This window comes from Halomonas sp. TG39a (genome assembly GCF_000744395.1).
In the GTDB taxonomy this organism is placed as follows: domain Bacteria; phylum Pseudomonadota; class Gammaproteobacteria; order Pseudomonadales; family Halomonadaceae; genus Vreelandella; species Vreelandella ventosae_B.
This window is the reverse complement of the sequence record NZ_JQLV01000001.1, coordinates 3,752,753-3,779,541: the sequence shown is the minus strand read 5'-3', so window position 1 is coordinate 3,779,541 and position 26,789 is coordinate 3,752,753. Positions and strand designations below refer to the sequence as shown.

The following is a 26,789-nucleotide window of genomic DNA, read 5'->3' as shown; positions in this document are numbered from 1 at the left end:
AGCTCCCAGCGTTCACCCCTTTGCCACTACCTTTGCCAAGATAGCTCCCTAAACGCAGCCTAAACGCTAATACGCTGGAAAGGCGGCGCGTTCTATCGCACAGTAACGCTAAATTCAGCGCGTCCAAGGCACGCTGACATCGCTATATTCATACAGGCGTTTGGATACCACCCCATTCTGACGCCCAACTACGGACACTCTTACCCATGAGCGGTCATAACGTCTGGACGCATAAAGGCACTTTTCTTCTCGCCGCAGTTGGCTCCGCGGTCGGTCTGGGCAACCTGTGGCGCTTCCCCTACCTGACCGGTGAAAACGGTGGCGGTGCCTTTATATTGGTCTACGCCTTGACGATCTTTGCCGTCGGCATTCCCATTCTGATTGCCGAGATCATGCTCGGCCGCACCAGCCGCCAGAGCCCGATTATGGGCATGCGTCACCTAACCAAAACCCACGGCACTTCCCGCGCCTGGGAAACTATTGGTTGGCTGGGCGCCGCCTCGGCGTTTTTGATTTTAAGCTTCTATTCGGTAATTGCCGGCTGGGCGATTCACTACACTTGGCTAATGCTGACCGGCTCGCTGGTGGGCGCCGATGCGCAAACCATTGGCACTGGCTTTGACGCCCTGCTGGCCTCCCCCGGCCTAATGACGCTCTATCACACCCTTTTCATTGCGGCGTCCGCGCTAATTGTGGGTATGGGCATTCACAAAGGAATCGAATCAGGCCTGCGCATTATGATGCCCGCGCTGTTTGTGATTTTGTTGGTGGTGCTGGCCTACGGCGTGGTGAATGGCGATATAGGCGCCGCCGCCAGCTTTCTATTTACCTTTAATATCGCCGACCTTAGCCTTGAGGGCTGGCTACAGGCCATGGGGCAGTCATTCTTCACCCTGAGCCTGGGAATGGGGGCCATCATGGCTTACGGCGCCTACATGCCCAGCGATGTCTCACTGACCCGCACCGCCTTTGCTGTCGCCATCGTCGATACCGCCGTGGCGATGGTGGCGGGCCTGGCTATTTTTGCGCTGGTGTTTGGCGCCGGGTTAGAGACCGGGCAAGGGCCTGGACTGATGTTTGTCACCCTTCCGCTGGCGTTTGCCGAGATGCCTTTTGGCGCGTTGGTCGGCGGCGTATTCTTTATTCTGGTGCTCGGCGCCGCGATCAGCTCCTCTATTTCGCTGATCGAACCCGTCGCCGCCTTCCTGGTGGAGCGCTTTGACATGACCCGGCCACAGGCGGTCACGATCATGGTTATCGCCGCCTGGGCAATGGGTTTGCTGACCGTGGTTAGCTTCAACATTTGGGCCGAGGGGACGATATTCCATAGCCTGTTTGGGCGCAGTGCGTTTGAGTTTATCGAGCTACTCACCAATATCTTTATGCCGGTGGGCGGTCTGCTGATAGCGCTGTTTGCCGGCTGGGCGCTAACCCAGAGTGAAGTGATGAAAGAACTGGGCAGCAGCGTCACCTGGTTTAAGCTATGGCGTTTTCTGGTGCGCTTTGTGGCGCCTGCTGCGGTGGCCTTTGTGTTTTTACGCACCATTCCTCAGGTGGATGGCTATTTGATCCCCACCCTCGGTGCGCTGCTCATGATTGGGGCCTTTGCAGCCAGCCAGCGTTGGCTAAAAAAACCACAACAAACAACTTAATAACAGTGCGCAGGCGGCTTTTTAGCCGCCTGTATCGCGTGGAGACACCATGAACCCTCTTATTGATGTACAGCGAGTCAACAAAGCGTTCGGCGGCTTACAGGTGATTAACGACTGCTCCATTCAGGTGGAGAAGGGTTCCATTACCGGCATGATCGGCCCTAACGGCGCAGGCAAATCTACCCTGTTTAATCTGATTGCCGGCGCTTTAGCCCCGAATAGCGGCCGCGTTCTGCTCGATGGTGAAGACATTACCGCGCTTAGTGCCGACCAGCGTTTCCACAAAGGCCTGCTGCGTACCTTCCAGATTGCCCACGAGTTCAGCCAGATGAGCGCGCTGGAGAACCTCATGATGGTGCCACCCAAACAGGCGGGAGAAAGCCTTTTTAGCGCTTGGTTAAAGCCAGGCATAGTGCGCCAAGAAGAAGCCGAGGTGCGCCGCCGCGCGCTGGAGGTGATTGATTTCGTCGGCCTGCACCACGTGCGTAATGAGCTAGCGGGCAACTTGTCCGGCGGCCAGAAGAAGCTGCTGGAGCTTGGCCGCACCATGATGACCAATGCCAAGGTGGTACTCCTTGATGAGATCGCTGCCGGGGTAAACCGCACCCTGCTGGGCGACTTGATCGGCAATATTGAGCGGCTCAACCGCGAAATGGGTTACACCTTCCTGGTCATTGAGCACGATATGGAGATGATTGCCCGCCTTTGCGATCCGGTTATCGTGCTGGCTCAAGGCAGCGTGATGGTGGAGGGGCATATCAACGATATCCAGAATAATCCTGAGGTCATTGAGGCCTACTTCGGTACCGATGCCGCTTAAGCGTGACGTTTTCTCCCATTAGCCAATTAATATAATGATGTCGCTGCCAAGCGACCTTGCTGGAATACTTTGCTTATGTCATCAACAACCAGGCCATTAATCGACGCACGCGATGTGCACGGCGGCTATGGCGGCATGAATATCCTTAACGGGGTAAACATGACGCTGGAAGCCGATGAGGTCGGTGTGATCGTCGGCCCTAACGGGGCGGGCAAATCCACCATGCTGAAAGCCGTCTTTGGCCTGCTGCATGTTAATCAGGGCGAGATACTGCTTAACGGCCAGCCGATCCAAAATCTACCGCCTAACCAGCTGGTGCAGCGCGGTATGGGCTTTGTGCCCCAGGAGAAGAACGTTTTCCCCAGCCTTTCGGTGCAGGAAAACCTGGAGATGGGCGCCTTTTTAAAGCCGCAAAACGTCAAGCGCATGCTCGCTCAGATCTATGAGTTTTTCCCACCGCTGTACGAAAAGCGCCGCCAGCCTGCCGGTGAGCTTTCCGGTGGACAGCGCCAAATGGTCGCCATGGGCCGCGCCTTGATGGCCGAGCCGAGCCTGCTGTTGCTGGACGAACCCACCGCGGGGCTGTCGCCGCTGTATATGAATGAGATTTTCGACCGCGTCAAACAGATCAACGCCGCTGGCGTGGGTATTTTGATGGTGGAACAGAACGCCAAACAGGCACTCGCGATAGCCGATAAAGGCTTTGTGCTGGCCGCTGGCCAAAACCGCTTTACCGACACTGGGGCAGCACTGCTTGCCGACCCCGATGTCGCCAAAAGCTTTTTGGGCGGCTAGCCCCAGGGAGATACACGTGAACGAACTGGTTTTTTTCATCAATAATGTGGTGATTTCGGGCAGTGTAAGCGGCTCCATTTATGCCATCGGGGCCATTGGGGTAACGCTGATTTTCAGCATTATGCGCTTTGCCCACTTTGCCCATGCCGATATGATGACCTTCGGCGCCTTTATGGTGCTGCTGCTTACCACACTGTTCCCAGCAGCGGGCGCCAGCATCGGCGTGCCAACGGCGGTTTTAATGCTGCCGCTGGCGATGCTGCTTACTGCCGCCTTAGCGGTGGGGATCGACAAAACCTTCTATAAGCCGCTACGCGCCCATGGGGTAAAGCCAATCGTGTTAGTGATTGGCTCACTGGGTGTCACGTTAATTTTGCAGGGTTTGATTCGCCTGTTTTCCGGTACCGGCGGGCAGAGCCTCTATGTAGATGATCGCAAGGAGATCTTTCGCCTGGCACTACCCTTTGAGGGCGCCCGGGCGCCGATTGTGGTAACCGAACCGCAAATCTACCTGTTTGTGATTACCCTCGTCGCTGTTGTGGCGCTGCACCTTTTTCTTAACCGTTCGCGGCTAGGCAAGGCAATGCGCGCCATGTCGGATAATCCTGAGCTAGCCCAGGCATCGGGGATCAATACCAATACCATTGTGGCGGTAACCTGGATCATTGCGGGTGCCCTGGCCGCCATTGCAGGGACGCTGCTCTCCCTGGATGTCACTTTCAAGCCCGACTTAAGCTTCTTCCTGCTACTGCCTATTTTTGCTGCTGCCATCGTGGGCGGTGTGGGCCACCCTTATGGGGCGATTGTCGGTGGCTTTGTGGTCGGCTTTGCCGAGACACTGGCGGTGTTTAACTGGAACGTGCTGCTGCGCCCCTTCCGCGACAGTCTGCCCACCTGGTTAGAGCTCCCCTCAAACCTGGCCTTTGTGGGTACCGAGTACAAAATTGTGGTGCCGTTTTTCATTCTGGTAGCCATTCTGGTGTGGCGCCCCACCGGACTGTTTAAAGGCAAGGTGATCTAATGAGCCATTCAGAAAAAACGCGCAACCCTGCCTACACGCCCCAAGACGCCACCCAACAGCGCCGCTTTCCACTGCGCGAACTGGTCCTGTTCGGTGCACTGCTGGTCGCAGTGTTAGCGGTCTATGCCATCATGGGCGCCGCCTATAGCACACGCATGCTGGTAGAAGCAGCTTGTTACGCCATTCTTGCCTTAGGGTTAACCATTCAGTGGGGCTACGCTGGGCAGTTTAACGCTGGTGTGATGGGCTTTGTTGCTCTGGGCGGCTTCTGCGCGATGTTCTTTAGCGTGCCGGTCAATGATGCCTTCTGGGGCACTGCGCTACCCGGCGAATTTGGCCGCGTGCTGCTATACGGTGCCGCCGCTACCCTACTGATCGTGGGCGCCAGCAAACTAGATCGCCTGGGTGTGCCCAAGCCCCTGCGTACCTTTATCGCGGTGGTACTGGGCGTCGTGCTTTACCTGGTGGTTATTAGCCAGTTACGCGAGGTCACTGATGCGATTGAAAGCCAGGCAGGCTTCGTCGGTGGGCTAGGCTTACCGCCCTGGATCGGCTGGATTGTCGGGGGCGCCTTGGCAGGTGGCGTCGGCTACTTTATTGGCCATATCTGTTTGGGCTTACGCAGCGATTACTTGGCTATTGCCACCCTGGGCATTGCCGAGATCATCAAGGCGTTTTTGAAAAACTCTGACTGGCTAACCCGCGGCACCGCCACGGTTTCCCCGCTACCCTGGCCAACACCGGGGCCAGCTGAGCTGGGCTTTACACTGTCGCGTGCCATCTACCTTTCGTTTACCGCGGTGATCATTGCGGTAATCTTCTTTCTGCTCAATCGTGCCTACAACGCCCCCTGGGGACGAATGATTCGGGCCATTCGCGATAACGAAGTGTCTGCGGCGGCGATGGGTAAGGACATCAACAAACGGCGTCTGGAAATCTTCGTGCTGGGCTGCATTCTGATGGGTCTGGGCGGCGGCATACTGGGCACCTTCAACAGCCTCTTCGACCCACAAGGCTACCTGCCGCTGAACCATACCTTCCTAGTGCTGGTGATGGTGATTCTGGGCGGGCCGGGCAATAACCTGGGCACCATTTTTGGCGCCGTGGCGGTGTATATCATCTGGATTATGTCCGAGCCCCTGGCGCTGTTCTTAATGCAGTTAGCGGTGGCCTTTGGCGAAGGTGCGTTCGGCTGGGATGCACCGGGCAATATGGATAGCCGCGCCCTACAGGCACGGGTGCTGGTGATTGGCTTACTGATCACCATGGTGCTGCGCTTTGCGCCCAAAGGGCTACTACCCGAGAAGATCAAAAGCCACAGTTGATCCTCTCAGCTGCTGACTCATAAAAAAATGCCCGGCTGGTAACAGCCGGGCATTTATTTTAACGCTCAGCGGGAAGCTTAAAGATCAACCTGACCTTTGCTGGTAAAGGTGCCGTCTTCCACAGCCATCTCGACCACCACGCCAGGCACGTCGCCGTTGTCATCAAACTCATGCGAACCAGAGGCGCCTTCATAGTTGATGTCGGTGCCCGCGGCAATCAGCTCAACCGCTTTTTCCCACTCGCCGGGCAGAATGACCTCGCCGGGGGCACTGGAAACACTGCGCAGCGCTTCTGAAAGGCCTTCACGCTCAGCGCTGCCGTTCTGCTCAATCGCCAATGCGATCAGGAAAGCGGCATCATAGGCCTGGGCGGCAAATACTGCGCTTGGATCCAGTTCAGCAGCTTCGGCGGCTTCGATAAAGATATCGGTACCGGGCAGATCAGGGCTGCCGGGGCGCGTGGCGATCATGCCATCCAGCACGTCTGCACCGATAGCTTCGATAAGGCTATCACCGACCATGCCGTCAGCACCTACGTACTGGGTAAACATGCCACTTTCGTAGGCTTGACGCAGTACCGTCTGCCCCGAAGTGTCGGCGTAGGCCAGCACGACGAGGGTATCAACGCCGCTCACCGAGAGCGAGCCTAGCTCAGAGCGATAGTCGGCGCGGTTATCTTCGTGGGCCAGGTTCTCGGCAATCTCGCCGCCACCGGCCTCAAACGCGGCGCTGAAGGCGTCAGAAAGGCCCTGACCGTAATCATTATTGACGTAGGTCACCGCCACTGCGTCAATGCCTTTTTCAAGCAGTAGCTTAGCCAGCATTTCCCCCTGGAAGGCGTCTGACGGCACGGTACGGAACACCAGGTCGTTGTCATCAAGCTCCGATACCGCAGGGGCGGTAGACGCAGGCGAAACCATCAATACGCCACCGGGAATAGCAGCGTTGTTAGCCGCGGCAATGGTCGCACCAGTACACAGCGCACCGACGATCGCGGTGACATTTTCAGAGTTCACCATGCGATCGGCGGCGTTAGAGGCAGCCGATGCATCGGAACAGGTCGTATCGCCGGACGGCATCACCAATGTTTGGCCGTCTAAAATACCGCCCTGCTCATTGATCTGCTCAACGGCTAGCTGCGCCCCTTCAAAAATGGGTGGCGTTAAACTTTCAATTCCCCCGGTAAAGCCGCCCAAGAAGCCAACTTTGACCTCTGCCTGGGCTAATCCGGTCATTGCCAGAGTTGAAGCCGCCACAGCGGTGGCTAATGCGCGCTTGTTGATCATGTTATTTGTCGCTCCCAGTGAGATAAAAATGTATGCATTTTTTTAGTATGCCCCAGCGGACAATCGTTAAGGCTGCTATTAATCTGGAACTGGAACGCCAAAAACACAAGCCTCGGTTTCTAACGCTACTTCGCAACAGGTACTACAGCCAGCGTTCAAACTTGAGCGTGTGGCTTAACCAGGCGTTGAAATCGCGCCAAAAACTACCCGGCTCAGCGGTTAAAACTTCCATTTCACCATCGCGCTCTAGGTGCCAGTTCAGCTCTCTTTCTGGCGTGAGATCGACGCGGTAGCTCAGCGAAGGCTCTTGACCGATGGCAACCAGATCATTAAATGCCTGCATCAGCGATTCGCTGCGCGCCAGCACGCCAATTTCCGTATTCCAGTAGATTGATCTAGGGTCAGCGTTAAATGACCCCACGAACAGCTGATCGTCAAAGCTCAAGGCCTTGATATGCAGCGCCGAGGCAGAGGCCCCAGGCACCGCCATATCTTCATCGGTACCCGCTTCTTGTTCGGGGCGCAGCTCAAAAAGAGTGACACCATGGGCTAGCAGCGTTTCACGCCAGGGTGCGTAGGCGCCATGCACCACGGCAGCGTCTGTGGACTCCAGTGAATTGGTAATAATTTCGACGGCCACGCCCCGGTCAGCAAGCTCGGTTAGGTTTTTCACCCCCCACTCAGTGGGTACAAAGTACGCCGAAATAATCACCAGCCGCTCGTTCAGCTCAATACCCTCGGTTAAATCACCGAGCAAGGTCTCTCGCCATTCGGGCGTTGCCGATGAAAGCTTGCCGGGAATATCCCACATCGCCCGACCTTCGCCCCAGTGCAGCGTCTCCCAGGGCGGTGAGTCGCGCGGCTGACGGCGCAGCTCGGTGAAATATTGCGAGTCGGCATTATCGTCTAACCACTCCTCCAGCTCAGTTTTGAGCGTTAGCCAAGCGTTATCCGCTACTCGGTGGTAGCGTTCAATGGGCTGTGCCAGGCCGTGGTTCCAATACATATCAAAGCTGCGCGAAAGCTCGGGCACCACATCGCCAATGGTCGCAAAGTCCAAATCGGCAAAGTTGCGCGAGTCGTTGGCATCAAAATACTCGTCGCCCAGGTTACGCCCGCCCACAATGGCAACGCTGCTATCAGCCACCCACAGCTTGTTATGCATGCGCCGATGTTGCTGAGCCGGATTAACGACAGACGCCAAAACCCGCGTGAACATATGTCCACGACCAACCGGCAGCGGGTTATAGACCCGCACATAGATACCAGGATGACTCGCCAGTGCCGCTAAGCGATCCCCTTGGCCAACCGCGCCTATATCGTCGACCAGCAAGCGCACCCGAACTCCCTCTTCCGCCGCTTTAATCAGCTGCGCCAGGATCAAGCGCGTGGTTTGGCCATCGCCCAATAGGTAGGTTTGAATATCTAACTCACGCTGCGCTTGGCGAATCAGCCTCACTCTGGCGGCAAACGCTTCTTTGCCATCGGCCAGGAGCGCAAAGCCATCCGGAGCTGACTGTTCCGCTAGTGCCTGATGCGCCTGACCGCCCAACCATGTATTACGTGCGTCTGATGGAGCAAGCGCGGTGTGATGCTCGCGTACCACCGCGTGGGTACAACCCGCCAACAGACCACTTAGCACCAGCAGGCCCAGCCAGAGAAGCCAACGATAGGGGCTAGGCATCATCATGATCGTTGTCATGAGCACCGTCTTCAAGGCGCTCGGCCCAACGCTTGCGAGCTAAATTACGGCGATAAAGCCGCACCAGCGCAATCGTTAACGCGGTGACCAGCATGGCGGCCAGCACCACACCCTGCCAAGGGCGTGCGGCGTTCCCCATGACAGTTTCCAGGGTAATAATCAGTATTAAGCCAATCGCTTGGGAGCCGATCGCTAGTGCGCGCAGCTTATCGAAAGCGGGTGGGGGCATAACGTCTCCGTAATTTTCAGCTCGCATGATATGGTCTGCAAGTGTACCTGCTTCGCGGCATGCTTAACGGGAAACCTAAGTTAAAAAATCTAAGTTAAAACCTGAACTGGAAATCCATGAACGCCATTGCTCTCGGCCCGCTACTGATTTCACTGCCCCGCCTTTACGCGGTTGGCTGCGCGCTGCTACTGCTACTCTGTGCGCGGCTTTTATTAGGGCTGCCCCGCCCGGCTCAACAGCGTTGGTTTACCGGACTTATTATTGTTTGGCTAGTCGGCGCGCGGGTGGGCCATATTCTGCTCAACCTGGAGAGCTATAGCGCCGCCCCGCTGGAAGCTTTCAAGGTCTGGCAACCCGGCTACCACGGCCTATGGGGCATGGCCGCTGGCTTGGTATGGACGGCCTGGACGCTGCGCACGCGGTTACTGGCTATGGGCGGTGCGATGGCCATGCTAATCGCCGCCTCCAGCCTATGGCTGGTGCTGGTCACCCTGGCGCCCCTGGGCAGTGACTTTGCGGTTGATGCCTTACCGGAGGTCACCCTTGAGGATGTAGAAGGCAATGACGTGCATCTACCCTCACTGACCGACAACGCTGACCTGATTATCGTCAACCTGTGGGCCACCTGGTGCCCGCCCTGCCTGCGTGAAATGCCGCTACTTGAGGAGGCCGCCCAGCGCGATGGCGTCAGCGTGGTGGTTGCTAACCAAGGCGAAGACCTGCTGCCCATGGTGCGCTACCTGGATGAGCAGCAGCTTGAGTTTCGCTACGCCCTGCGTGACCCCAGCCAGCAACTGATGGCGCTTTTTCAAGCACCGGGATTACCCACCACCGTGCTGTTTGACGGCCAGGGGAACACCCTGGATGTCCACGTTGGCGAGCTTACCCGAGCCCATTTGGATCGCTGGTTACAAGATTGATGCCGATACACCTTAATCCCCCCGCTGCTTTGCGTTAGAATCCCCCGCCCTGTTGTCGCCGGTGCTCACGACCGGCGGCATACGACCCGTTTTGCAGACTCCCCCGAGGCATCATGAGCGATTTTTCTCCCGGCCAACGCTGGATTAGCGACGGCGAAGCTGAGCTTGGGCTCGGCACCGTGCTTAACTGCGACGCCCGTAGCGTTACCATTTTGTTCAGTGCCAGTCAGGAAACCCGTACTTACAATACCCGCCAGGCCCCGCTTACCCGCGTTATGTTCGGCAGTGGCGACCGCGTGCTGTCCGCCGACGGCTGGCAGATCGTCGTCGATGACAGTAAAGAGTCCGGTGGTCTAATCACCTATATCGGTGAAGACAAGGAGGGCAATCTGCGCGAACTGCCCGAGGCCAAACTCGCCGACACCATGCAGTTCGATCAGGCTCGCGACCGCCTGCTGACCGGCCAGGTCGATCGCAACGATTGGTTTGACTTGCGCTTTCGCACCTTGCACCACTATCAGCGTATCGAGCAACACAGCGCGCTGGGCTTCTCCGGGCCGCGCATCGATCTCATTCCTCACCAGCTCTACATTGCCAATGAAGTTGCTAATCGCCACGCCCCACGCGTGCTGCTAGCAGATGAAGTCGGCTTGGGGAAAACCATCGAAGCCGGGCTGATTCTGCACCGCCTGCTGCTCAATGGCCGCGTTGAGCGGGCGCTGATTCTGGTGCCCGACAGCCTCACCCACCAGTGGCTGGTCGAGCTGCTGCGGCGCTTCTCGCTTAACGTTTCGCTGCTGGATGAAACCCAGAGCCAGGCTCACGGCAGCGAAAACCCCTTTGAGAGCGCTCAGCTGGTGTTAGCCAGCCAGGGCTGGCTATTTGCCAACCCGCAACGTCAGGAGCAGGCACTGGCCAGCCAGTTCGACCTGCTAATTGTGGACGAAGCGCACCACCTCGACTGGAGTGAAGAAGGCAGCGGCCCCGGCTACCGGTGCGTCGAACAGCTTTCGGCGGTGATACCCGGCCTGCTGCTGCTCACCGCCACTCCCGAACAGATGGGTATCAAGAGCCACTTTGCCCGCCTGCGGTTGCTGGATAGCGAGCGCTACCACGATCTTGAGCGCTTCAAAGCCGAAGAGAGCCACTACACCGAAGTGGCCCGCGCCATCGACGCCTTGGAAGCGCTACCTAACGACCCTAGCGCCCGTACCGACGTCTCCGCGGTAGCCGATGACCGCGACAGCCAAGCGCTGCTGGCTATCCTGTGTAACGAAGAAGCAGGCAAAGCGCAGCAGGACGCCGCTCGCGCCCAATTGAGTGAAGCGCTGCTGGATCGCCACGGCACCGGCCGAGTGATGTTCCGCAACAGCCGCCGCCACGTAGGTGGCTTCCCGGAGCGACGCCTCAATCTAGTGCCCTTAGCGCTGCCTTCGGCCTACCGTCGCGTCGTGCGCCGCTTAGAGCGTGATGATGATTACCTCGACGAACTGTTGATCGAGACCGGCATGGATCATCCCGATGTGTTGATCTATCCCGACGCGGCCTATCGCGAGCTCAGCAATGATCCGCTCAACGGCGAAGACTGGTGGCACATCGACCCGCGGGTTAACTGGCTGCTGGAGAAGCTCAGCGACGACAGTGAGAACGGCTTCGCTAACGAAAAAGTCCTGGTCATTGCCCACCACCGGGAAACCGCCGAAGGGCTTGCCGAAGGGCTGCGGGTGCTGGGCGGCTACCATGCGCCGGTGTTCCACGAAGACCTCTCGCTGATCGAGCGTGACCGCGCGGCGGCAGCCTTTGCCGATGAAGACGAAGGCGTACAGGTACTGGTGTGCTCGGAAATTGGCTCAGAGGGGCGCAACTTCCAGTTCTGCCGCCACCTGGTGATGTTCGATATGCCCCAGCACCCGGATCAACTCGAACAGCGCATCGGCCGCTTGGATCGCATCGGTCAGCGCCATGCCATTGAGCTGCATATTCCCACCTTTGAAGGTAGCCCCGGCGAGCGCCTGCTGCGCTGGTACCACGAAGGTATGGATGCGTTCAGCGCCCCTCATGGGGTTGGCAACGACCTGTTTGATGCCTTTGGGGACGCCCTGGCTGACGCCCTGCTGGATGATGAGGCACTGGACGAGATCATCGCCGAAACCCGTACGATGTTTAGCGCCAAACTGGCCGAACACGATGCGGGCCGCAACCGGCTGCTGGAGCTCAACGCCTGCCGCCCCGCTCGCGCTCAACAGGTGATCGACGCGGTGCAAGAGCTTGATGATGATACCGCCCTGCCGCGCTACCTTGAGCGGGCGTTGGATATTTTCGGCGTGGATAGCCAGGAGATTGGCAAGGGCTTAATGCACCTGCAGCCCAGCCAACATATGCTCGACGGCCTGCCTGGACTGGTCAAAGGCGAAGAGGGCTTTACCGCCACCTACAGCCGCTCCCAGGCGCTGGCCCGTGACGACATCCAGCGGCTCTCCTGGGAGCACCCACTGCTGCGCGAAATGATGGGCCGCGTGCTGGATGGCACCATGGGCAACTCGGCGCTCGCCCTGCTGCGCCACGACGCCATTCCCAGCGGCCGATTGATGGCCGAGCTGGTTTTCCGCACCCACTGCCCGGCACCCAAGAAGCTGCACCTTAACCGCTTCCTGCCGCCCACCGCGGTGCGCCTGTTGCTGGATGAATCGGGCGCCAACCTGACCAGCAAGATCTCCTTTACCGGCTTGGGCAAGAACCTGCAGAAGGTTAACAAGTCGCTGGCGCGGGATTTGATTAAGAGCCGTCACGACCAGCTGCGCGAGCTGCTAACCCAGGGTGAAGGCGAAGCCGAGCGCCAGCTGCCCAGCATTGTCGAAAACGCCGAAGCGCGCATGCGCGCCCAGCTGGATGCCGAGATTGCCCGCTTAACGGCACTTGCCGAGCACAACCCGGCGGTACGCAGCGCCGAAATCGACGCGTTAAAAGATGAGCGCCAGGCGCTTAGTGAAGCGATTGAGAACACCCGCCTGCGGCTTGACTCAGTGCGGGTGATTATCACCGTTGATGCTGACCGCTAAGCTATTGTTGCTTAAAGTATGGCCTCAAGCGCCTTGTCGAGAGTGGGGTACTGGAAGGTAAACCCTGCCTCTTCAAGGCGTGCGGGGCGCATATCGGCGCCGGTCAGCAGCAGCCGCGACATTTCTCCAAAGCCCGCTTTCAGTACAAAGGCGGGTACTGGGAAAATCGCTGGACGGTTAAGCTGCTTGGCCAAGGTTTTAGTAAAGGTGGCATTGGTCACCGGGTGCGGAGCGCTGCCATTGAAGGCGCCGCTCAAGCCCTCTTGATCGATGAGAAACAGGATCGCCGCGACTAAGTCATCGCGGTGAATCCAGGGCATAAACTGCTCACCGCTACCAAAACGGCCACCTAAACCCAACTTAAACGGCGGCAGCATCTTCTCCAGGCTGCCTCCCCCCGCCTCTAGCACCAAGCCAATGCGCACAATCGCCAGCCGCACGCCCATGGCCTCAATCGGCCGGGCGGCAGCCTCCCACTGCTTGCATAGCCGATGGGCGAACTCGTCGTTGGGCATTGTCTCTTCGCTCACCACCCGCTTACCCTGATCGCCGTAGTAGCCCATCGCTGAACCCGACACCATTACCTTGGGCAGCGGCTGGCCGTTGGCTTTCAGCTGCTCGCACAGCGCCACCACTTGTTCGGTCGCCGCCACCCGGGAGTTAATCAGCTTGGCTTTCTGCTCATCGCTCCAGCGCTTGGCGGCAATCGGCTCACCGGCCAGGTTAACCAAGGCATCCGGCGGCGACTCAATAAACGCCTGGGCGCTATCGCGAATGTCGCAATTGTTCGGCAAACGATCACGCACTTGGTGAGGCGAGCGGGAGACCACCTGCACCTCGTGGCCTAATTCGACTAACTGACGACATAGCCGCTGACCGACAAAGCCACTGCCTCCGGTGATTAATACGCGCATAGGAGTTGCTCCTGTTAGGTGACATCGTTGAAAGCCTTCATGGCTGTGCGAACAGCGTCGCAGCTTAATCAAGAAAACGATGACTAAATTGTACGGAATTTATACACAACTGCTACAATGCACCTCTACAACGCTTAATTCGACCTTTATTACCCGCTGCGAGGGCTCATGGCCAAACCGCTATCGTCGCTTCCCGCCCATCACTCGGTCGCTATCATCGGCGCAGGCATCGCAGGTCTTGCCTGCGGGCAGGTACTGGCAAGTAATGGCGCCAGCGTCACCCTATTTGATAAAGCCCGCGGCCCCGGTGGGCGTATGTCGAGTAAACGCAGACCCAGCGCGACGCTTGATTTAGGCGCCCAGGCATTTAGCGTGCGCGACGCGGATTTTCAACGCGCCGTCGATGAGTGGCTAACCGCAAGCTGCCTAGCGGCCTGGCCCACATGTACCTATCAGGCTAGTTCACGCGGCTGGCAGGCGCACGACGATGGCCAAAAACGCTACACCGGCGCGCCCAGAATGAGCTCTTTGACGCGGCATATGGCGGATTCGCTAACGGCCATGCCCAATGCCGAGCTGCATACCGGCACACCCATCGTGGCGCTTGAGCACTCGCCCAACGGCTGGCGGCTATTAGCTGCTGACGAGACTCGCCACGGGCCTTATGACCAGATCGTGATTAGCGCCCCGCCGCCACAGGCCCATCCGCTGGTCAAACCATGGGACGATGCGTTGGCAGCGGCGTGTCTCACCCAAGAACAGCGGGCGTGTTGGGCGGGATGGGCGATTTTTGACGGGCCGCTTCCGGCAATACCCGGCGTTGACCCGCAATGGCAGATGGCGCGTCTCGCCGATCCACTCCTTAATCTGACCCTTAATATCGTATCTCGTAATCAAACCAAACCTGGCCGCAACGCTCAGCCTGAAGGCGTCAGTCTGCTAGCCCAGCTTGATTGGAGCGAGGCCCATTTAGAGCAGTCTGCAGACGCAGTGGCTCAGCAACTCTTAAGTGCATTTAAACGCATTTTGCCTTCGTCAGCAGAGCTACCCCCATTAGTTGAAATAGGCGCGCACCGCTGGCGCTATGCGCAGCCATCAACCCGCTGCGAGCATGATTACTTATACAGTACGAACGGGTTAGCTCTGTGCGGCGACAGCTTTCGCGACGGACGCGTTGAGGATGCCTGGTTATCCGGTCACCGTTTAGGCGAGGCACTAATAGGTCGGTCGGTTCAATAAGCACGGAGCTTTAATGATTAAGAAGGATTCTTATAAAGGTTGTACCGGGTAGCGACAAGTTGTACAAATGGGCATACAGTATCATGCTAATGTTCAGCTCTTTAATCAGGCAAACCTTCACATGGAACATGAATCACCTTCGCCGCGGCGAACACTGACACGCCCCCGCAGCGCCACGCTGCCGCTAACAACGAGGTACTGGCGCCCATGAGTCTTAAGGCGACCCACCCACCCGATACCCCACTCTATCCGATACGCGAGGTTTCTCGCTTAACAGGAGTCAATTCGGTCACCCTGCGCGCCTGGGAGCGACGCTACGGGCTAATTCGCCCCCAGCGCACGCCGAAAGGCCATCGTTTATATGCCCAGGACGACATCACCCGCATCGAACGCATTCTGCAGTGGCTCAATCGTGGTGTGCCGGTCAGTCAAGTCGCCGACTTGCTTGACCAGCCAGAAACAATTGAGACGCCGACGCCGGATGCCGGTGATTGGGCGAGCCAGCGCCAGCAGCTGCAGGCCATCATCGAAGCCTTGGATCTTGCCAAACTGGAGGCATTTTATCACCAGAGTTTGGCCCTCTACCCGCTGAGCATTGCGATCAACGAGCTCTGGCAGCCGGTTATTTTAACCTTAGAGGCCAAGTGGGCCATTCAGGCGGATCAGCTAGTTCGCCGTACCTTGGAAGCGTTCCTGCGCAGCCAGGTGGGCATTCGTTTGCACTACGCCAATCAGGCTACTCGGGGCCCGCTGATTCTGCTCAATGCCATGCCCGATGACCCTGGCCCGCTGTGGGTGTTGATGTCGGCGCTGATGGCTAGCGAACAGGGCTACCGGGTGCAGATGCTTGACCACTCACTGCCGCTGGAAGATCTTCCCCAGGCAGTGGCGCGACTGCACTCATCGATGGTGCTGCTCTCTAGCGGCCAGCGCGAGAGCGACAGCTATATTCACCAAGCGCTGCCTAAAGCGGCCGAGGCGCTTAACGTGCCCATCGGCGTATGCGGCGAGGTGGCGCGTCTGCGTGAAAGCGACCTGCGCGATAGCCCAGTGCATATGTTGGGCGATGATTTGCCCCAGGCCATTGCCCGTTTGCGCCCGCTATTACGCGAGTCGGGCGTACTCTAGCCAGCACGCTTTTATCCTGGCCGTTCGCCCATGTGGCGACCGGCCATTTTTTTGTGCCGCAGGAGCCCCCTATGACAGGTGAGCGTATGAAACATCAGTTGATATGGCTGCGCAGTGACCTGCGTATTGACGACAACAGTGCCCTCGCCGCCGCCGCGGCTAAGGGCCCTGTGATAGCGGTGTTTTTGCGCAGCAATGCCCAGTGGCAACAACATGGCCACGGCGCTAATAAGCTGGACTTTTGGGCACGCGGCGTTGCGAGCGTAAAAGCGGCGCTCAACGGCTTGAATATCCCGCTACTGCATCGCGATATTGAACGCTATGACCAAGCGCCCGAGGTACTGCTCGACATCGCTCGTGAATATGCCGTTGAACAGCTGCACTTTAACTATGAGTACGCGCTCAATGAGCGGCACCGTGACCAGGCAGTGCAGGACGCCTTTAAGCAGGCCGGTATTGCCGCCCATGGTTACCACGACGCCGTCGCCTTTGCCCCTGGCAGCCTGCTAACCGGCAAAGGCGACTACTACGGGGTATTTACACCGTTTTCCAAAGCGTGGCACAAGCAGGTCAGCGCCGACCAGCTGGCGCTGCGCGAGACACCAAAGGTGCAAGCGGCGCTGGCTCTTAAAAGCGATCCGCTGCCTGAACTGCCCCAACTTGATAGCGCCCCTATCGATGGGCGGCTGTGGCCTGCCGGTGAAAATGCCGCGGCGGATAACCTGGCCCGCTTTCTGCGTTTTCGGGGCCGCCACTACAACGCCCAGCGCGACCTACCCAAGGTGCGCGGCACCAGCGAACTATCGCCCTATCTGGCACTAGGCATGATCTCCCATCGCCAGTGTCTGCAAGCGGTGATGGCTGAAAATGGCGGCCATGTGGCGGATGGCGATATCGGCCTTACCACCTGGGTCAACGAACTGGTGTGGCGGGAGTTTTATCAACACGTAGCGGTTGGCTTTCCCCGAGTGTGCCGCTACCAACCCTTTCAGGAACACACTAAGCAATTAGCCTGGCGCGACGATGAGGAGGGTTTTCAAGCTTGGTGCGAGGGGCGAACAGGCTACCCGATTGTCGATGCCGCTATGCGCCAGCTAGTGACGACCGGCTGGATGCACAACCGGCTGCGCATGATCACGGCGATGTTTTTAAGCAAGCACCTACTGATTGATTGGCGGCGCGGCGAGGCTTTCTTTATGAAGCATTTGGTGGATGGTGAATTCTGCGCCAACAACGGCGGCTGGCAGTGGGCAGCCTCAACGGGTACCGATGCCGCCCCTTACTTTCGTATTTTCAACCCTACCACCCAGTCCACTCGCTTTGACGCTGAGGGTGAGTTTATTGCCCACTGGATTCCTGAGCTTGCTAAGCTGCCTGCCAAGGCGCGCCATGCGCCACCACAAGACCTACTCAGCGATATCGAATACCCGGCCCCCATTGTCGACCACAAAGCGGCACGCCAGCGCGCCTTAGAGGCGTTTAAATCACTGTCTAAATAAACCTCTGGTTAGCGACTGCCTTACGGCATAGAAAAAGGAGACACGTCATGGCTGAGCCTGCGGCGTTAGAGGCGTTCTGCGCCTTTTTCAATAAACTAGACAATACCTGTACAGAAAAACTATACGAGGTATATACTGATGATATTGTTTTTAGCGATCCGCTGCACAAGATCAAAGGCCGCGAAGCGTTAGAGCGCTATTTTTCAACCATGTATGAAAATGTTGAGCAGTGCCAGTTCCATTATCACGCTCGGCAGTTACAGGGTCAGCAAGCGTTCGTTACCTGGACCATGACGTTTATCCATCCGCGCTTGGCAGGTGGCAAACCGGTAGAGGTTGAAGGCTGTAGTGCGCTTACTTTTGCTGATGACGGGCGCGTTCAGCGCCATCGCGACTACTTTGATGCGGGCGCCATGCTCTACGAGCAGTTACCGCTGATGGGCAGCGCCATTCGCTGGTTAAAAAAACGCCTCGCCTAGGTTTTAACATCACGGCGGGGCGCACTAGGAGGCTTGATGAGTACATGGGAAACGCCCCAACGCATTTGGTTAACCGGTGCCACATCAGGTATTGGTGAGGCACTGGCGCGCAAACTTATCGCCCAAGGCCACCAGGTGGTGCTTAGCGCACGCAACGCTGAAGCTCTCGAAGGGCTGTGCCATGGCCACCCCAATGCCCACCCTTTGCCGCTGGATATCAGCGACCGGCAAGCAGTACTCAAGGCGGGTAACGACATTCGCGACCAGCTCGGGGTGTTAAACTTGGCGTTCTTCAATGCTGGCACCTGCGAATACCTGAATGCCCAGCAGTTCGATATGGATTTAGTCGAGCGCGTTTTCAAACCTAACCTATTCGGCACTTTATACGGCGTCGAAGCCGCACTGCCGCTGCTGCGCGCAGCACGCAAAGAGGGCCTCCCAGCTCGGTTAGCCGCCACCTCCAGCGCTTCGGCCTATTTACCGCTACCGCGTGCGGAAGCCTATGGGGCGTCTAAAGCCGCGGTAAGTTACTTTTTAGAGTCACTGCGCTTAGACCTCGATCAGGAGGGCATTGAGGTCAGCCTGATCCATCCCGGCTTTGTGAAAACGCCGCTCACAGAACGTAACGACTTCCCTATGCCGATGCAGGTAACGGCAGAGCAAGCAGCCGATGCCATTATCGCTGGGCTGGTAAAGGGGCGGCTGGATATCCACTTCCCACGTCGGTTTACCTATTTGGTTAAATTGCTGGGCATTTTGCCCCCCGCCCTGCGCCGCCAGATTGGCCTGCGCATGACTCGCAGCCAAAAGGAGGCGTCATGAGCGCCATGGCATCGCAAAGGTCATTACAAAGCTCTGGAGCATCCCAGCGTATTGCCATTGTTGGCAGCGGTATCAGCGGCATGGCAGCCGGCTGGTACCTTTCCGCCCAGCATGAAGTCACCCTGTTTGAGGCGGACTCGCGCCTGGGGGGGCACACCGCCACCATGGATGTGAACGTTGAGGGGCGCGCCTACGCTATCGATACTGGCTTTATTGTCTTTAACGACTGGACCTATCCGCATTTTCAGCGCCTGATGGCCACTCTGGGTGTCGCCTCACAAGCCACCGAAATGAGCTTCTCGGTACACGAGACAGCGCGGGACTTTGAGTACAACGGGCACACCTTGGGCTCGCTGTTTGCCCAACGACGCAATTTGTTTAATCCCTCTTTTTACCGCCTGCTGGGCGACATTCTGCGCTTTAACAAGCAGACCACCAAAGCGCTGGAGAGCCAACAGCTCCCCGAACATATGACTCTGGGTGAATACCTGGACCTCAACCACTACAACCGTGATTTTCAGCAGCGCTACTTACTGCCCATGGGGGCCGCCATCTGGTCAGCCAGCATCAGTGATTTACGCGCCTTCCCGCTGGCGTTTTTTGTGCGTTTTTTCCGTAATCATGGCCTGCTATCGGTCAACCACCGCCCCCAGTGGCACACCCTGGTTGGCGGTTCGAAAAGCTATATCCCCAGCCTGACGGCGCCCTATGCATCGCGCATTCATCTCAATACACCGGTCACCCGGATTATCCGCAGCAGCACCGGCGTCAGTGTTACCACGCCCTCCGGCACTCAGCGCTTTGACCAAGTTGTGCTCGCCTGCCACGCCGACCAGGCACTGGCCATGCTGGGCGACGCCAGCAGCGACGAGCAAGCGATCCTCAGCGCCATGCCCTACCAGGATAACGAGGTGGTGCTACATACCGACACCGCCCTGCTGCCGCGGCGCAAGCGTGCCTGGGCGAGCTGGAATTACCGCCTCGATCAGCGCGATAGCGAAGCACGGGTATCGGTCACTTACGCTATGAATATCCTTCAACGGATAGAGAGCGACACCACTTTTTGTGTGACCCTGAACGACAGCGCCAGCATCGATCCCAGCAAGGTGCTGGGCCGCTACACTTACGCACACCCCCAGTTCACCCTGGCTGGCCAAGCGGCTCAGGCACGACACGCCGACATTTCGTCTACGGCCCATCGCACCCACTTTTGCGGCGCCTATTGGCGTAACGGCTTCCACGAAGACGGCGTGTGGAGTGCGCTACGGGTGGCGCAGGCATTAGGCTGTGATGAAGCTGCCCCGCCGCCTGCACAACCTTCCGCGCTGCCTGCCCATGAGTTGCTATCACCGCAAGGTGTCGAGGGGCTGGGTTGATGGCTAGCATGCTGACTGAAATGACAGCTGGGATAACCACCCAGCCACGCTCGCGTATTTATCGTGGCACCCTACGCCACCGGCGCTTTACGCCCAAATCCCACGCCTTTAGTTACCAGCTATGGATGGCCTGGCTGGACCTGGATGAACTGCCCGACTTGTTCGATAAGGTGCCCGGCTTTAGCGCTCGCCGCCCTGCGCTGGCGCGTTTTCGTCGCGAAGACTATCTGGGGCCGGTTGATCGTCCACTGAAAACCGCCGTGCGCGAAGAACTTATTCGTCAACTGGGCAGCGCGCCTAATGGCCGTATCTGCGTGCTTACCCAGCTACGCACGCTGGGCTGCATGTTTAATCCTATTTCCGTCTACTACGCCTACGACCACCTGGGGCGACTGACAGCCGTATTAAGTGAGGTCACCAATATGCCCTGGCGTGAGCGTACACGCTATGCCAGCGCTGTGGATCCCTCACGCCATAGTCACCAAGCGCATTTCGATAAAGACCTCCACGTCTCGCCGTTTAACCCCATGGAGATGACTTACCGTTGGAAGTTTAATGCCCCCGGCGAAAAGCTCTTTCTGCATATGGAAAATTGGCAGGATCAGCAGTGCCATTTTGATGCCACGTTGACCCTTGACGCCTCTCCCGCCACCCGTGGCGCGTTGCTTAGAACCTTGGCCCGCCAGCCATGGATAAGCCTGAAAACCATTGCGGGTATTCATTTTGAAGCGCTTCGCCTGTGGCTTAAGCGCGTCCCCGTTTATAACCACCCCAAGCGCAAGGAGACTTCAAAGTGACGACCCTGCGTTCCACGCCCCCTAACCTTCAACCGGTTGCCGAAAGCCGCTTAACCAAGTGGCTAAAGCCACGCCTAAGGGCCCAACTGGACACCTTTCGCGGCGGACGTATCACCCTGATTGAGGGCAATCAGTGTCATCACTTGGGTCAGCAAGGCCCGCTGCAGGTGACCGTGGTGATACGCCACTCCCGCGCTTGGAAACGTCTCGCCTTTGGCGGTACGGTAGGAGCTGCCGAGTCGTATATGGACGGCGATTGGGACGCCGACGATCTGGTCGCCCTGGTACGGCTGTTCGCTGCCAACCTTGAGCATGTGAATGGGAAAATGGAGAACGGCAGCGCTCGCATTGCCCGCTGGCTGCTGGGTGCCGCCTACCGCTTTCAGCGCAACAGCCTAACTGGCTCGAAACGCAATATTGCCGCCCACTACGATATTGGCAACGATCTGTTTTCGACGTTTTTAGATCGCCACCACTGGATGTATTCAAGCGCCGTGTTTCCCTATCCCGAAGCCAGCTTGGAAGAGGCCTCTACCTACAAGCTCGACTTGATGCTGGAAAAGCTCGATGTGCAGCCCGAGCATCACCTGCTAGAGATTGGCACTGGCTGGGGAGGGCTGGCGATTCATGCAGCCAAAACCCGTGGCTGCCGAGTCACCACCACCACTATTTCCGATGAGCAGCACGCCCATACAGCAAAACGCATCATGGAAGAGGGGCTGGAGGACAGAATCACCCTGCTTAAGCAGGATTACCGGGAATTGACCGGCCGCTATGACCGGCTAATTTCGGTGGAAATGATTGAGGCGGTGGGACACCAGTATCTCGATACCTACCTCAACAAACTGGATAGCCTACTGACCGATGATGGCCAGGCTATGCTCCAGGCCATCACCATTCGTGATCAGCGCTTTGAAGAGGCTAAGCGCGACATGGATTTTATCAAGCGCTACATTTTTCCAGGCGGCTTTCTGCCCTCGCACCACGCTATGTTAACCAGCGTTATGCGTAAAACATCGCTGAACATCGTCGCACTGGATGAAATTGGCCCGCATTACGCGCGCACATTACGCGAGTGGCGCCACCGCTTTGAGGCCAGCCTGGAGCAGGTGCGAACACTAGGCTACGACGAGCGTTTTATCCGCATGTGGCGCTACTACCTGTGCTACTGCGAGGGCGGCTTTATCGAGCGCTCCATTGGCACCTGCCACTTACTGCTGGCTAAGCCGGCGGCTAAGCCCATTCCGCTCACCGGCGCTCTCTAAATGGCATCACCCAAGTGGCGGGCGCTGGTGTTGAATGCCCTGCGCTTTGAGGCTGGCTGGCTCCTGTGCGTGCTCGGCGGCTCATGGGTTGCCGCCATAGCAGGGGGCAGCCTGTTGGTCTGGCACCTGTGGCGCTGCGCGCGGCCTGGGGAGTGGCAATTTATTGCCGGATTTGCCCTGCTGGGGCTGGTGATTGATGGCGGTTTGCAGCTGCTGGGTGGGTTCGATTTTAACGATCAAACGCTGGTGTTAGGGCTTCTACCGCTGTGGCTATGGATGCTTTGGCCGCTGTTTGCCACCCTGGTTCATCACTCACTGGCGTGGCTGTGGCGCTATCCACTGCTAGCCGCGCTGTGTGGCGCCATTAGTGGCCCACTCTCTTATTATGGCGGCGCACTACTGGCAGAGGTAACCATGGCGGCTTGGTTGCTCCCCATTCAGGCGCTCGTTTGGGCGGTGCTATGTCTGGGTATTAGCCGTTTCTACAAGCCTTAAGAGGCAGAGGGTGCGGCAACTGCCGTGGGCACCAGGCGTTTTTCCAATTCAGCTGCGGCTAGCGGCCGGGCAAAGTAGAACCCCTGTACGGATGTGCACCCGGCATTAACCAAGAACTGACACTGCTCTTTGGTTTCAACTCCTTCGGCAATCACTCCTAACCCCATGCCTTCCGCCATCGCTAAGACGGCCTTAACGATTGAGGCATCCGCCTGATCGTGCGGCAACTCTTTAATAAATGCGCGATCAAGTTTGATTTTGTCCACCGGTAAGCGCTTCAAGTAGCCAAGTGATGAATAGCCGGTACCGAAATCGTCGATGGCAATCGCAAATCCCTGGTCGCGCAGCGCCTGCAGACGTGGCCCCATATCTCCCGCACGCTCGTCGAGTAGCACCGACTCCGTCAGCTCTAAGCCAATTTGCGAAGGCTTCAGCTGGTAACGCTTTAGGCAGGTCGTCAGTTGGCTTTCCAGATCGCCTTGAAACAGCTGCAGGGCCGAAATATTGACCCAAATCGTCAGTTTGGGCATAGCGCTATTACGCCAGTGCGCCTGCTGGGCACAGGCTTTTTCGATCACCCAGGCGCCCAGCTGACTCATTAGACCGTGCCGCTCGGCCAAGGGAATAAAGTCGCCAGGGGAAATCATACCGTCTTTAGGGTGACGCCAGCGCAGTAGCGCCTCCATCCCGACCAGTTCACCGCTGCCAGGCTCATGCTGGGTTTGATAATGCAGTTCCAGTTGGTCACCGGAAATAAGCGCAGCACGGAGATCACTGACCAGCGCCAGTTGAGGGTTATCCTGCTTATCCAGCGCCGGGCGAAAGCGCTGGCTTAAGTTACGCCCCAGCCGTTTGGCGCTGTAAAGCGCCGACTCTAAGCGCTGGAAGAGCACACCTGAGTCGTTACCATCTTCGGGCACGCGACAGCTGCCAATCGTCAGCCCTAAGCGCAGCGAGTGGTCATTAATTTCAAATGGCCGACTCATATGTTCGCGCAGCGTTGCCACCCACTGGTCGTGATCGTCAAAGGTGGTGGTGCGGATCACCATAAACTCGTCACCGCCCAGCCGCCCGACTACGCTTCCTGCTACGTAGCCGGTAAGCCGCTGGGCAAAGCGCGCTAACAGGCGATCACCCTGCTCAACCCCCAGGCTATCGTTGACTGATTTCAACCCATCAATATCCACCAGCGCCATATCCAGACTCTCCCCGGCACGTAAATGGCGCAGCCGGGAGGCCAGCAGGTCGTGAAGGCGGCGACGATTAGGCAGCCCGGTGAGAGGGTCTTCGTAGCCGATCCGGCGCAAATCGCGCTCACGGGCTTTTTGCGCCGAAATATCGGTAAACAGATGAATAAAATGGGTAATGTTGCCGCGCTTGTCGGTCACTGCGCGGACTTTTAGCCACTCGGGGTACTCGTCGCCGTGTTTACGGCGGCTCCACATTTCACCTTCCCAGCGGCCGGTGCTTTTCAGCGTGCTCCAAAACGTTTGATAGAAGGCTTTGTCATGGCGCTGGGCGGCCAGCGTCTCCAGTTTCAGCCCCTGTATCTCTTGGCTGGCGTAGCCGGTAATTTCGGTAAACGCTGGATTAACCGCCATCACGCGGTTCTGGGCATCGGTAATCACCATGGCGTCGCTAGCGAGCCTGAGCGTATCTTGCGAAAGTCGCAGCCGAAGCCGCTGTTGACGCACTTGCTTCCAGGCATCCCAAAGCCCAAGCGCGACCAGCGTAGCTGCTACTAGGCGTAGCATCGCATCGGGGATCCAGACACAGGCGGGAAGCGCCGTCAGTGCGACCCAAACTAACGGACGATTGAGAGAAACAGGAAGCCACATGGCGATTCGCTATACCCTATACAAATTAACCTAGATAAAAATTAGCGTTAGGTGCCATGCTGATCATGCCGCCTAAGAAGAAATTTGAATACTCTATATTACGGCAATAGGACATTTATTGTGCATAATCGGCAGCTATTGACACATGCCGCCCACTTTAGTGCTATCGGCCAAACCGCTAAAATCTCCAGTTATGGGCGTTAAAAAGTCAGTTACGTGCATTCAGCGGTTTCGGGAAGTAGACTAGCCCAACAACCTATTTGATATTCGGAACGATTCAGTGACCAAGCAACACTCCTTTGATCGCGAAGAACTGCTGGCCTGCTCCCGCGGCGAGCTATTCGGCCCCGGCAATGCACAGCTCCCGGCCCCCAACATGCTAATGCTTGATCGCATCAGGCACATCCATAAGGAAGGCGGTGAGCATGGCAAAGGCGAGCTGATCGCCGAGCTGGATATCACGCCGGACCTGTGGTTCTTTGACTGCCATTTTCCCGGCGACCCCGTTATGCCTGGCTGTTTAGGACTAGATGCTATGTGGCAGCTAGTCGGGTTTTATTTGGGCTGGCTGGGCCATCCAGGTCGCGGACGTGCGCTTGGCTGCGGTGAAGTTAAATTCAGCGGCCAGATTCTGCCAGATGCACAAAAAGTGACCTATAGCATTAATATTAAGCGTATTATTACCCGACGTCTTATCTTGGGTATCGCCGACGGCACGGTAACCGTTGACGGGCGCGACATCTATCAGGCTAATGATCTGCGCGTTGGCCTATTTACCTCCACTGCGAATTTCTGAACAGGAGGCTCCCATGCGACGAGTGGTAGTCACCGGCCTTGGCATCGTATCGTGCCTTGGCAACGACCAACGACAGGTCCTGGACGCGCTCAAAACTGGGCGTAGTGGTATTCGTTTTAAGGAAGAGTATGCCGAGCGTGGCTTCCGTAGCCATGTGGCAGGCAGCGTCGATATTGATCTTGACGCACTCATCGACCGCAAACTGCGCCGTTTTATGGGCGATGCAGCGGCCTATGCCTATGTCTCTATGGCCCAAGCCATCGAAGACGCGGGGCTGAGCGAAGAACAAGTATCCAACCAACGTACTGGCCTGATCGCCGGCTCCGGCGGTGCTTCAAGCGCTAACCAGGTTGAAGCTGCCGATGTACTGCGTGACAAAGGCCTGCGCCGCGTTGGCCCTTACCGCGTTACCCGGACAATGGGCAGCACCGTTTCCGCCTGTTTGGCTACGCCGTTTAAAATCAAAGGCGTCAATTACTCTATCTCTTCTGCCTGTGCGACATCTGCGCACTGTATTGGCAGCGCGATGGAGCAAATTCAGCTTAACAAGCAGGATGTGGTGTTTGCCGGTGGCGGTGAAGAGGAGCACTGGACGCTCTCTTGCCTATTTGATGCCATGGGCGCGCTCTCTACCCACTACAACGACACACCTGAGCAGGCTTCACGTCCTTACGACCAGGCCCGCGACGGTTTTGTTATCGCCGGTGGCGGTGGCATGCTGGTGTTAGAAGAGCTTGAACACGCTAAAGCCCGCGGCGCCAAGATCTACGGCGAACTGGTGGGTTACGGCGCGACCTCTGACGGCCATGATATGGTCGCTCCTTCGGGCGAAGGGGCCATGCGCTGTATGCGCCAAGCGATGGCAACGGTCGATGGCAGCATTGATTACATCAATACCCATGGCACTTCGACCCCCGTCGGCGATGTTGCCGAGCTGAAGGCGATACGCGAAGTGTTTGGGAATACAACACCCGCCATGAGCTCGACCAAATCGCTCACCGGCCACTCCTTGGGAGCTACCGGTGTACAGGAAGCGATCTACTCGCTGCTGATGATGCAACACAACTTTGTTGCCGCCTCAGCGAATATCACCGATTTGGATGAGCAGGCCGACGGCTTTGATATTGTCACCGAACGCCGCGATGACGTGACGATAGAACGTGCCTTGTCTAATAGCTTCGGCTTTGGCGGTACCAATGCGTGTTTAGTCTTCCAGCGTTTCAACGACTAACGAACGACTAACGCTAGTACGGCTACTCGCATGATAAGCATAAAAACGGCGCCCATTGGGCGCCGTTTTTATGCTCAGGCTTTTATGTACAGGCGTAACGT

General features: G+C 57.6%; 23 protein-coding genes. 18 read left to right on the top strand and 5 right to left on the bottom strand.

All coding sequences use genetic code 11. The features are described 5' to 3' along the window. The first annotated feature begins 206 nt into the window (after nucleotides 1-206). The 5 genes from U738_RS16950 (at nucleotide 207) to U738_RS16930 (ending at nucleotide 5,613) form a co-directional block, all read left to right on the top strand. A complete protein-coding gene (locus U738_RS16950) occupies nucleotides 207-1,652 on the top strand; it encodes a sodium-dependent transporter (RefSeq protein WP_035564008.1) in 1,446 nt (481 codons plus the stop codon). A 49-nt stretch (nucleotides 1,653-1,701) separates the two neighbouring features. After that, on the top strand, nucleotides 1,702-2,472 hold the full coding sequence (locus U738_RS16945; protein ID WP_035564006.1) for an ABC transporter ATP-binding protein: 771 nt from the start codon (nucleotides 1,702-1,704) through the stop codon (nucleotides 2,470-2,472). A gap of 75 nt (nucleotides 2,473-2,547) precedes the next feature. Beyond that, entirely contained in the window at nucleotides 2,548-3,267 is a 720-nt protein-coding gene (locus U738_RS16940; RefSeq protein ID WP_022520879.1) for an ABC transporter ATP-binding protein, read from the top strand. Between the two features lie 16 nt (nucleotides 3,268-3,283). Beyond that, nucleotides 3,284-4,288 carry a branched-chain amino acid ABC transporter permease gene (locus U738_RS16935; protein WP_035564004.1) on the top strand — a complete coding sequence of 335 codons (1,005 nt, stop codon included), beginning with the start codon at nucleotides 3,284-3,286 and terminating at the stop codon, nucleotides 4,286-4,288. Continuing rightward, nucleotides 4,288-5,613 carry a branched-chain amino acid ABC transporter permease gene (locus tag U738_RS16930; RefSeq protein WP_035564002.1) on the top strand — a complete coding sequence of 442 codons (1,326 nt, stop codon included), beginning with the start codon at nucleotides 4,288-4,290 and terminating at the stop codon, nucleotides 5,611-5,613. The genes U738_RS16935 and U738_RS16930 overlap by 1 nt, the downstream gene beginning before the upstream one ends. A 77-nt stretch (nucleotides 5,614-5,690) precedes the next feature. Here U738_RS16930 and U738_RS16925 read toward each other — a convergent pair whose 3' ends face one another. From U738_RS16925 to U738_RS16915, 3 genes are all read right to left on the bottom strand, one after another. Next, on the bottom strand, nucleotides 5,691-6,899 hold the full coding sequence (locus U738_RS16925; RefSeq protein ID WP_035563999.1) for an ABC transporter substrate-binding protein: 1,209 nt from the start codon (nucleotides 6,897-6,899) through the stop codon (nucleotides 5,691-5,693). Nucleotides 6,900-7,041: 142 nt separating this feature from the next. After that, a complete protein-coding gene (locus U738_RS16920) occupies nucleotides 7,042-8,601 on the bottom strand; it encodes a phospholipase D family protein (protein ID WP_231896769.1) in 1,560 nt (519 codons plus the stop codon). Further along, a complete protein-coding gene (locus tag U738_RS16915) occupies nucleotides 8,576-8,830 on the bottom strand; it encodes a hypothetical protein (protein ID WP_035582668.1) in 255 nt (84 codons plus the stop codon). The genes U738_RS16920 and U738_RS16915 overlap by 26 nt, the downstream gene beginning before the upstream one ends. A gap of 116 nt (nucleotides 8,831-8,946) precedes the next feature. On the opposite strand from U738_RS16915, the gene U738_RS16910 reads away from it, so the two are divergent. Then, nucleotides 8,947-9,750 carry a TlpA disulfide reductase family protein gene (locus U738_RS16910; protein ID WP_035582666.1) on the top strand — a complete coding sequence of 268 codons (804 nt, stop codon included), beginning with the start codon at nucleotides 8,947-8,949 and terminating at the stop codon, nucleotides 9,748-9,750. Nucleotides 9,751-9,863: 113 nt separating this feature from the next. After that, the gene (gene rapA / locus U738_RS16905; RefSeq protein ID WP_035582664.1) at nucleotides 9,864-12,809 is read left to right on the top strand and encodes an RNA polymerase-associated protein RapA; all 2,946 of its coding nucleotides are present in this window, start codon (nucleotides 9,864-9,866) and stop codon (nucleotides 12,807-12,809) included. Nucleotides 12,810-12,820: 11 nt separating this feature from the next. Here the strand turns inward: rapA and U738_RS16900 are convergent, their stop codons facing one another. Then, nucleotides 12,821-13,723 carry a TIGR01777 family oxidoreductase gene (locus tag U738_RS16900; RefSeq protein WP_035582662.1) on the bottom strand — a complete coding sequence of 301 codons (903 nt, stop codon included), beginning with the start codon at nucleotides 13,721-13,723 and terminating at the stop codon, nucleotides 12,821-12,823. 168 nt (nucleotides 13,724-13,891) lie between these two features. On the opposite strand from U738_RS16900, the gene U738_RS16895 reads away from it, so the two are divergent. The 9 genes from U738_RS16895 to U738_RS16855 all read left to right on the top strand — a co-directional run bounded on the left by U738_RS16895 (nucleotide 13,892) and on the right by U738_RS16855 (nucleotide 22,823). After that, a complete protein-coding gene (locus U738_RS16895) occupies nucleotides 13,892-14,962 on the top strand; it encodes an NAD(P)/FAD-dependent oxidoreductase (RefSeq protein WP_035582660.1) in 1,071 nt (356 codons plus the stop codon). 207 nt (nucleotides 14,963-15,169) lie between these two features. Then, nucleotides 15,170-16,090 carry a MerR family transcriptional regulator gene (locus U738_RS16890; protein WP_172821694.1) on the top strand — a complete coding sequence of 307 codons (921 nt, stop codon included), beginning with the start codon at nucleotides 15,170-15,172 and terminating at the stop codon, nucleotides 16,088-16,090. An 86-nt stretch (nucleotides 16,091-16,176) separates the two neighbouring features. Then, on the top strand, nucleotides 16,177-17,589 hold the full coding sequence (phrB, locus tag U738_RS16885) for a deoxyribodipyrimidine photo-lyase (RefSeq protein ID WP_035583713.1): 1,413 nt from the start codon (nucleotides 16,177-16,179) through the stop codon (nucleotides 17,587-17,589). 47 nt (nucleotides 17,590-17,636) lie between these two features. Then, nucleotides 17,637-18,068: a nuclear transport factor 2 family protein gene (locus tag U738_RS16880; RefSeq protein ID WP_035582656.1), complete on the top strand. Its 432-nt coding sequence runs from the start codon at nucleotides 17,637-17,639 to the stop codon at nucleotides 18,066-18,068. Nucleotides 18,069-18,104: 36 nt separating this feature from the next. Next, entirely contained in the window at nucleotides 18,105-18,890 is a 786-nt protein-coding gene (locus U738_RS16875) for an SDR family NAD(P)-dependent oxidoreductase (RefSeq protein WP_035582654.1), read from the top strand. Then, nucleotides 18,887-20,266, top strand: a complete 1,380-nt coding sequence (locus U738_RS16870) for an NAD(P)/FAD-dependent oxidoreductase (RefSeq protein WP_035582652.1) — start codon at nucleotides 18,887-18,889, stop codon at nucleotides 20,264-20,266. The genes U738_RS16875 and U738_RS16870 overlap by 4 nt, the downstream gene beginning before the upstream one ends. After that, on the top strand, nucleotides 20,266-21,063 hold the full coding sequence (locus U738_RS16865; RefSeq protein WP_235208657.1) for a DUF1365 domain-containing protein: 798 nt from the start codon (nucleotides 20,266-20,268) through the stop codon (nucleotides 21,061-21,063). The genes U738_RS16870 and U738_RS16865 overlap by 1 nt, the downstream gene beginning before the upstream one ends. Beyond that, complete coding sequence (locus tag U738_RS16860) at nucleotides 21,060-22,328, top strand: SAM-dependent methyltransferase (RefSeq protein WP_035582650.1); 1,269 nt, start codon at nucleotides 21,060-21,062, stop codon at nucleotides 22,326-22,328. The genes U738_RS16865 and U738_RS16860 overlap by 4 nt, the downstream gene beginning before the upstream one ends. After that, the gene (locus U738_RS16855; RefSeq protein ID WP_035582648.1) at nucleotides 22,329-22,823 is read left to right on the top strand and encodes a DUF2878 domain-containing protein; all 495 of its coding nucleotides are present in this window, start codon (nucleotides 22,329-22,331) and stop codon (nucleotides 22,821-22,823) included. On the opposite strand, the gene U738_RS16850 is transcribed toward U738_RS16855, so the two are convergent. After that, on the bottom strand, nucleotides 22,820-24,661 hold the full coding sequence (locus tag U738_RS16850) for a putative bifunctional diguanylate cyclase/phosphodiesterase (protein ID WP_035582646.1): 1,842 nt from the start codon (nucleotides 24,659-24,661) through the stop codon (nucleotides 22,820-22,822). The two genes, U738_RS16855 and U738_RS16850, sit on opposite strands and share 4 nt — an antisense overlap. A gap of 280 nt (nucleotides 24,662-24,941) precedes the next feature. On the opposite strand from U738_RS16850, the gene fabA reads away from it, so the two are divergent. Both fabA and fabB read left to right on the top strand, forming a co-directional pair. Continuing rightward, complete coding sequence (fabA, locus tag U738_RS16845; RefSeq protein WP_035582644.1) at nucleotides 24,942-25,457, top strand: 3-hydroxyacyl-[acyl-carrier-protein] dehydratase FabA; 516 nt, start codon at nucleotides 24,942-24,944, stop codon at nucleotides 25,455-25,457. Between the two features lie 13 nt (nucleotides 25,458-25,470). After that, on the top strand, nucleotides 25,471-26,688 hold the full coding sequence (gene fabB / locus U738_RS16840) for a beta-ketoacyl-ACP synthase I (protein WP_035582642.1): 1,218 nt from the start codon (nucleotides 25,471-25,473) through the stop codon (nucleotides 26,686-26,688). Nucleotides 26,689-26,789 lie beyond the last annotated feature (101 nt).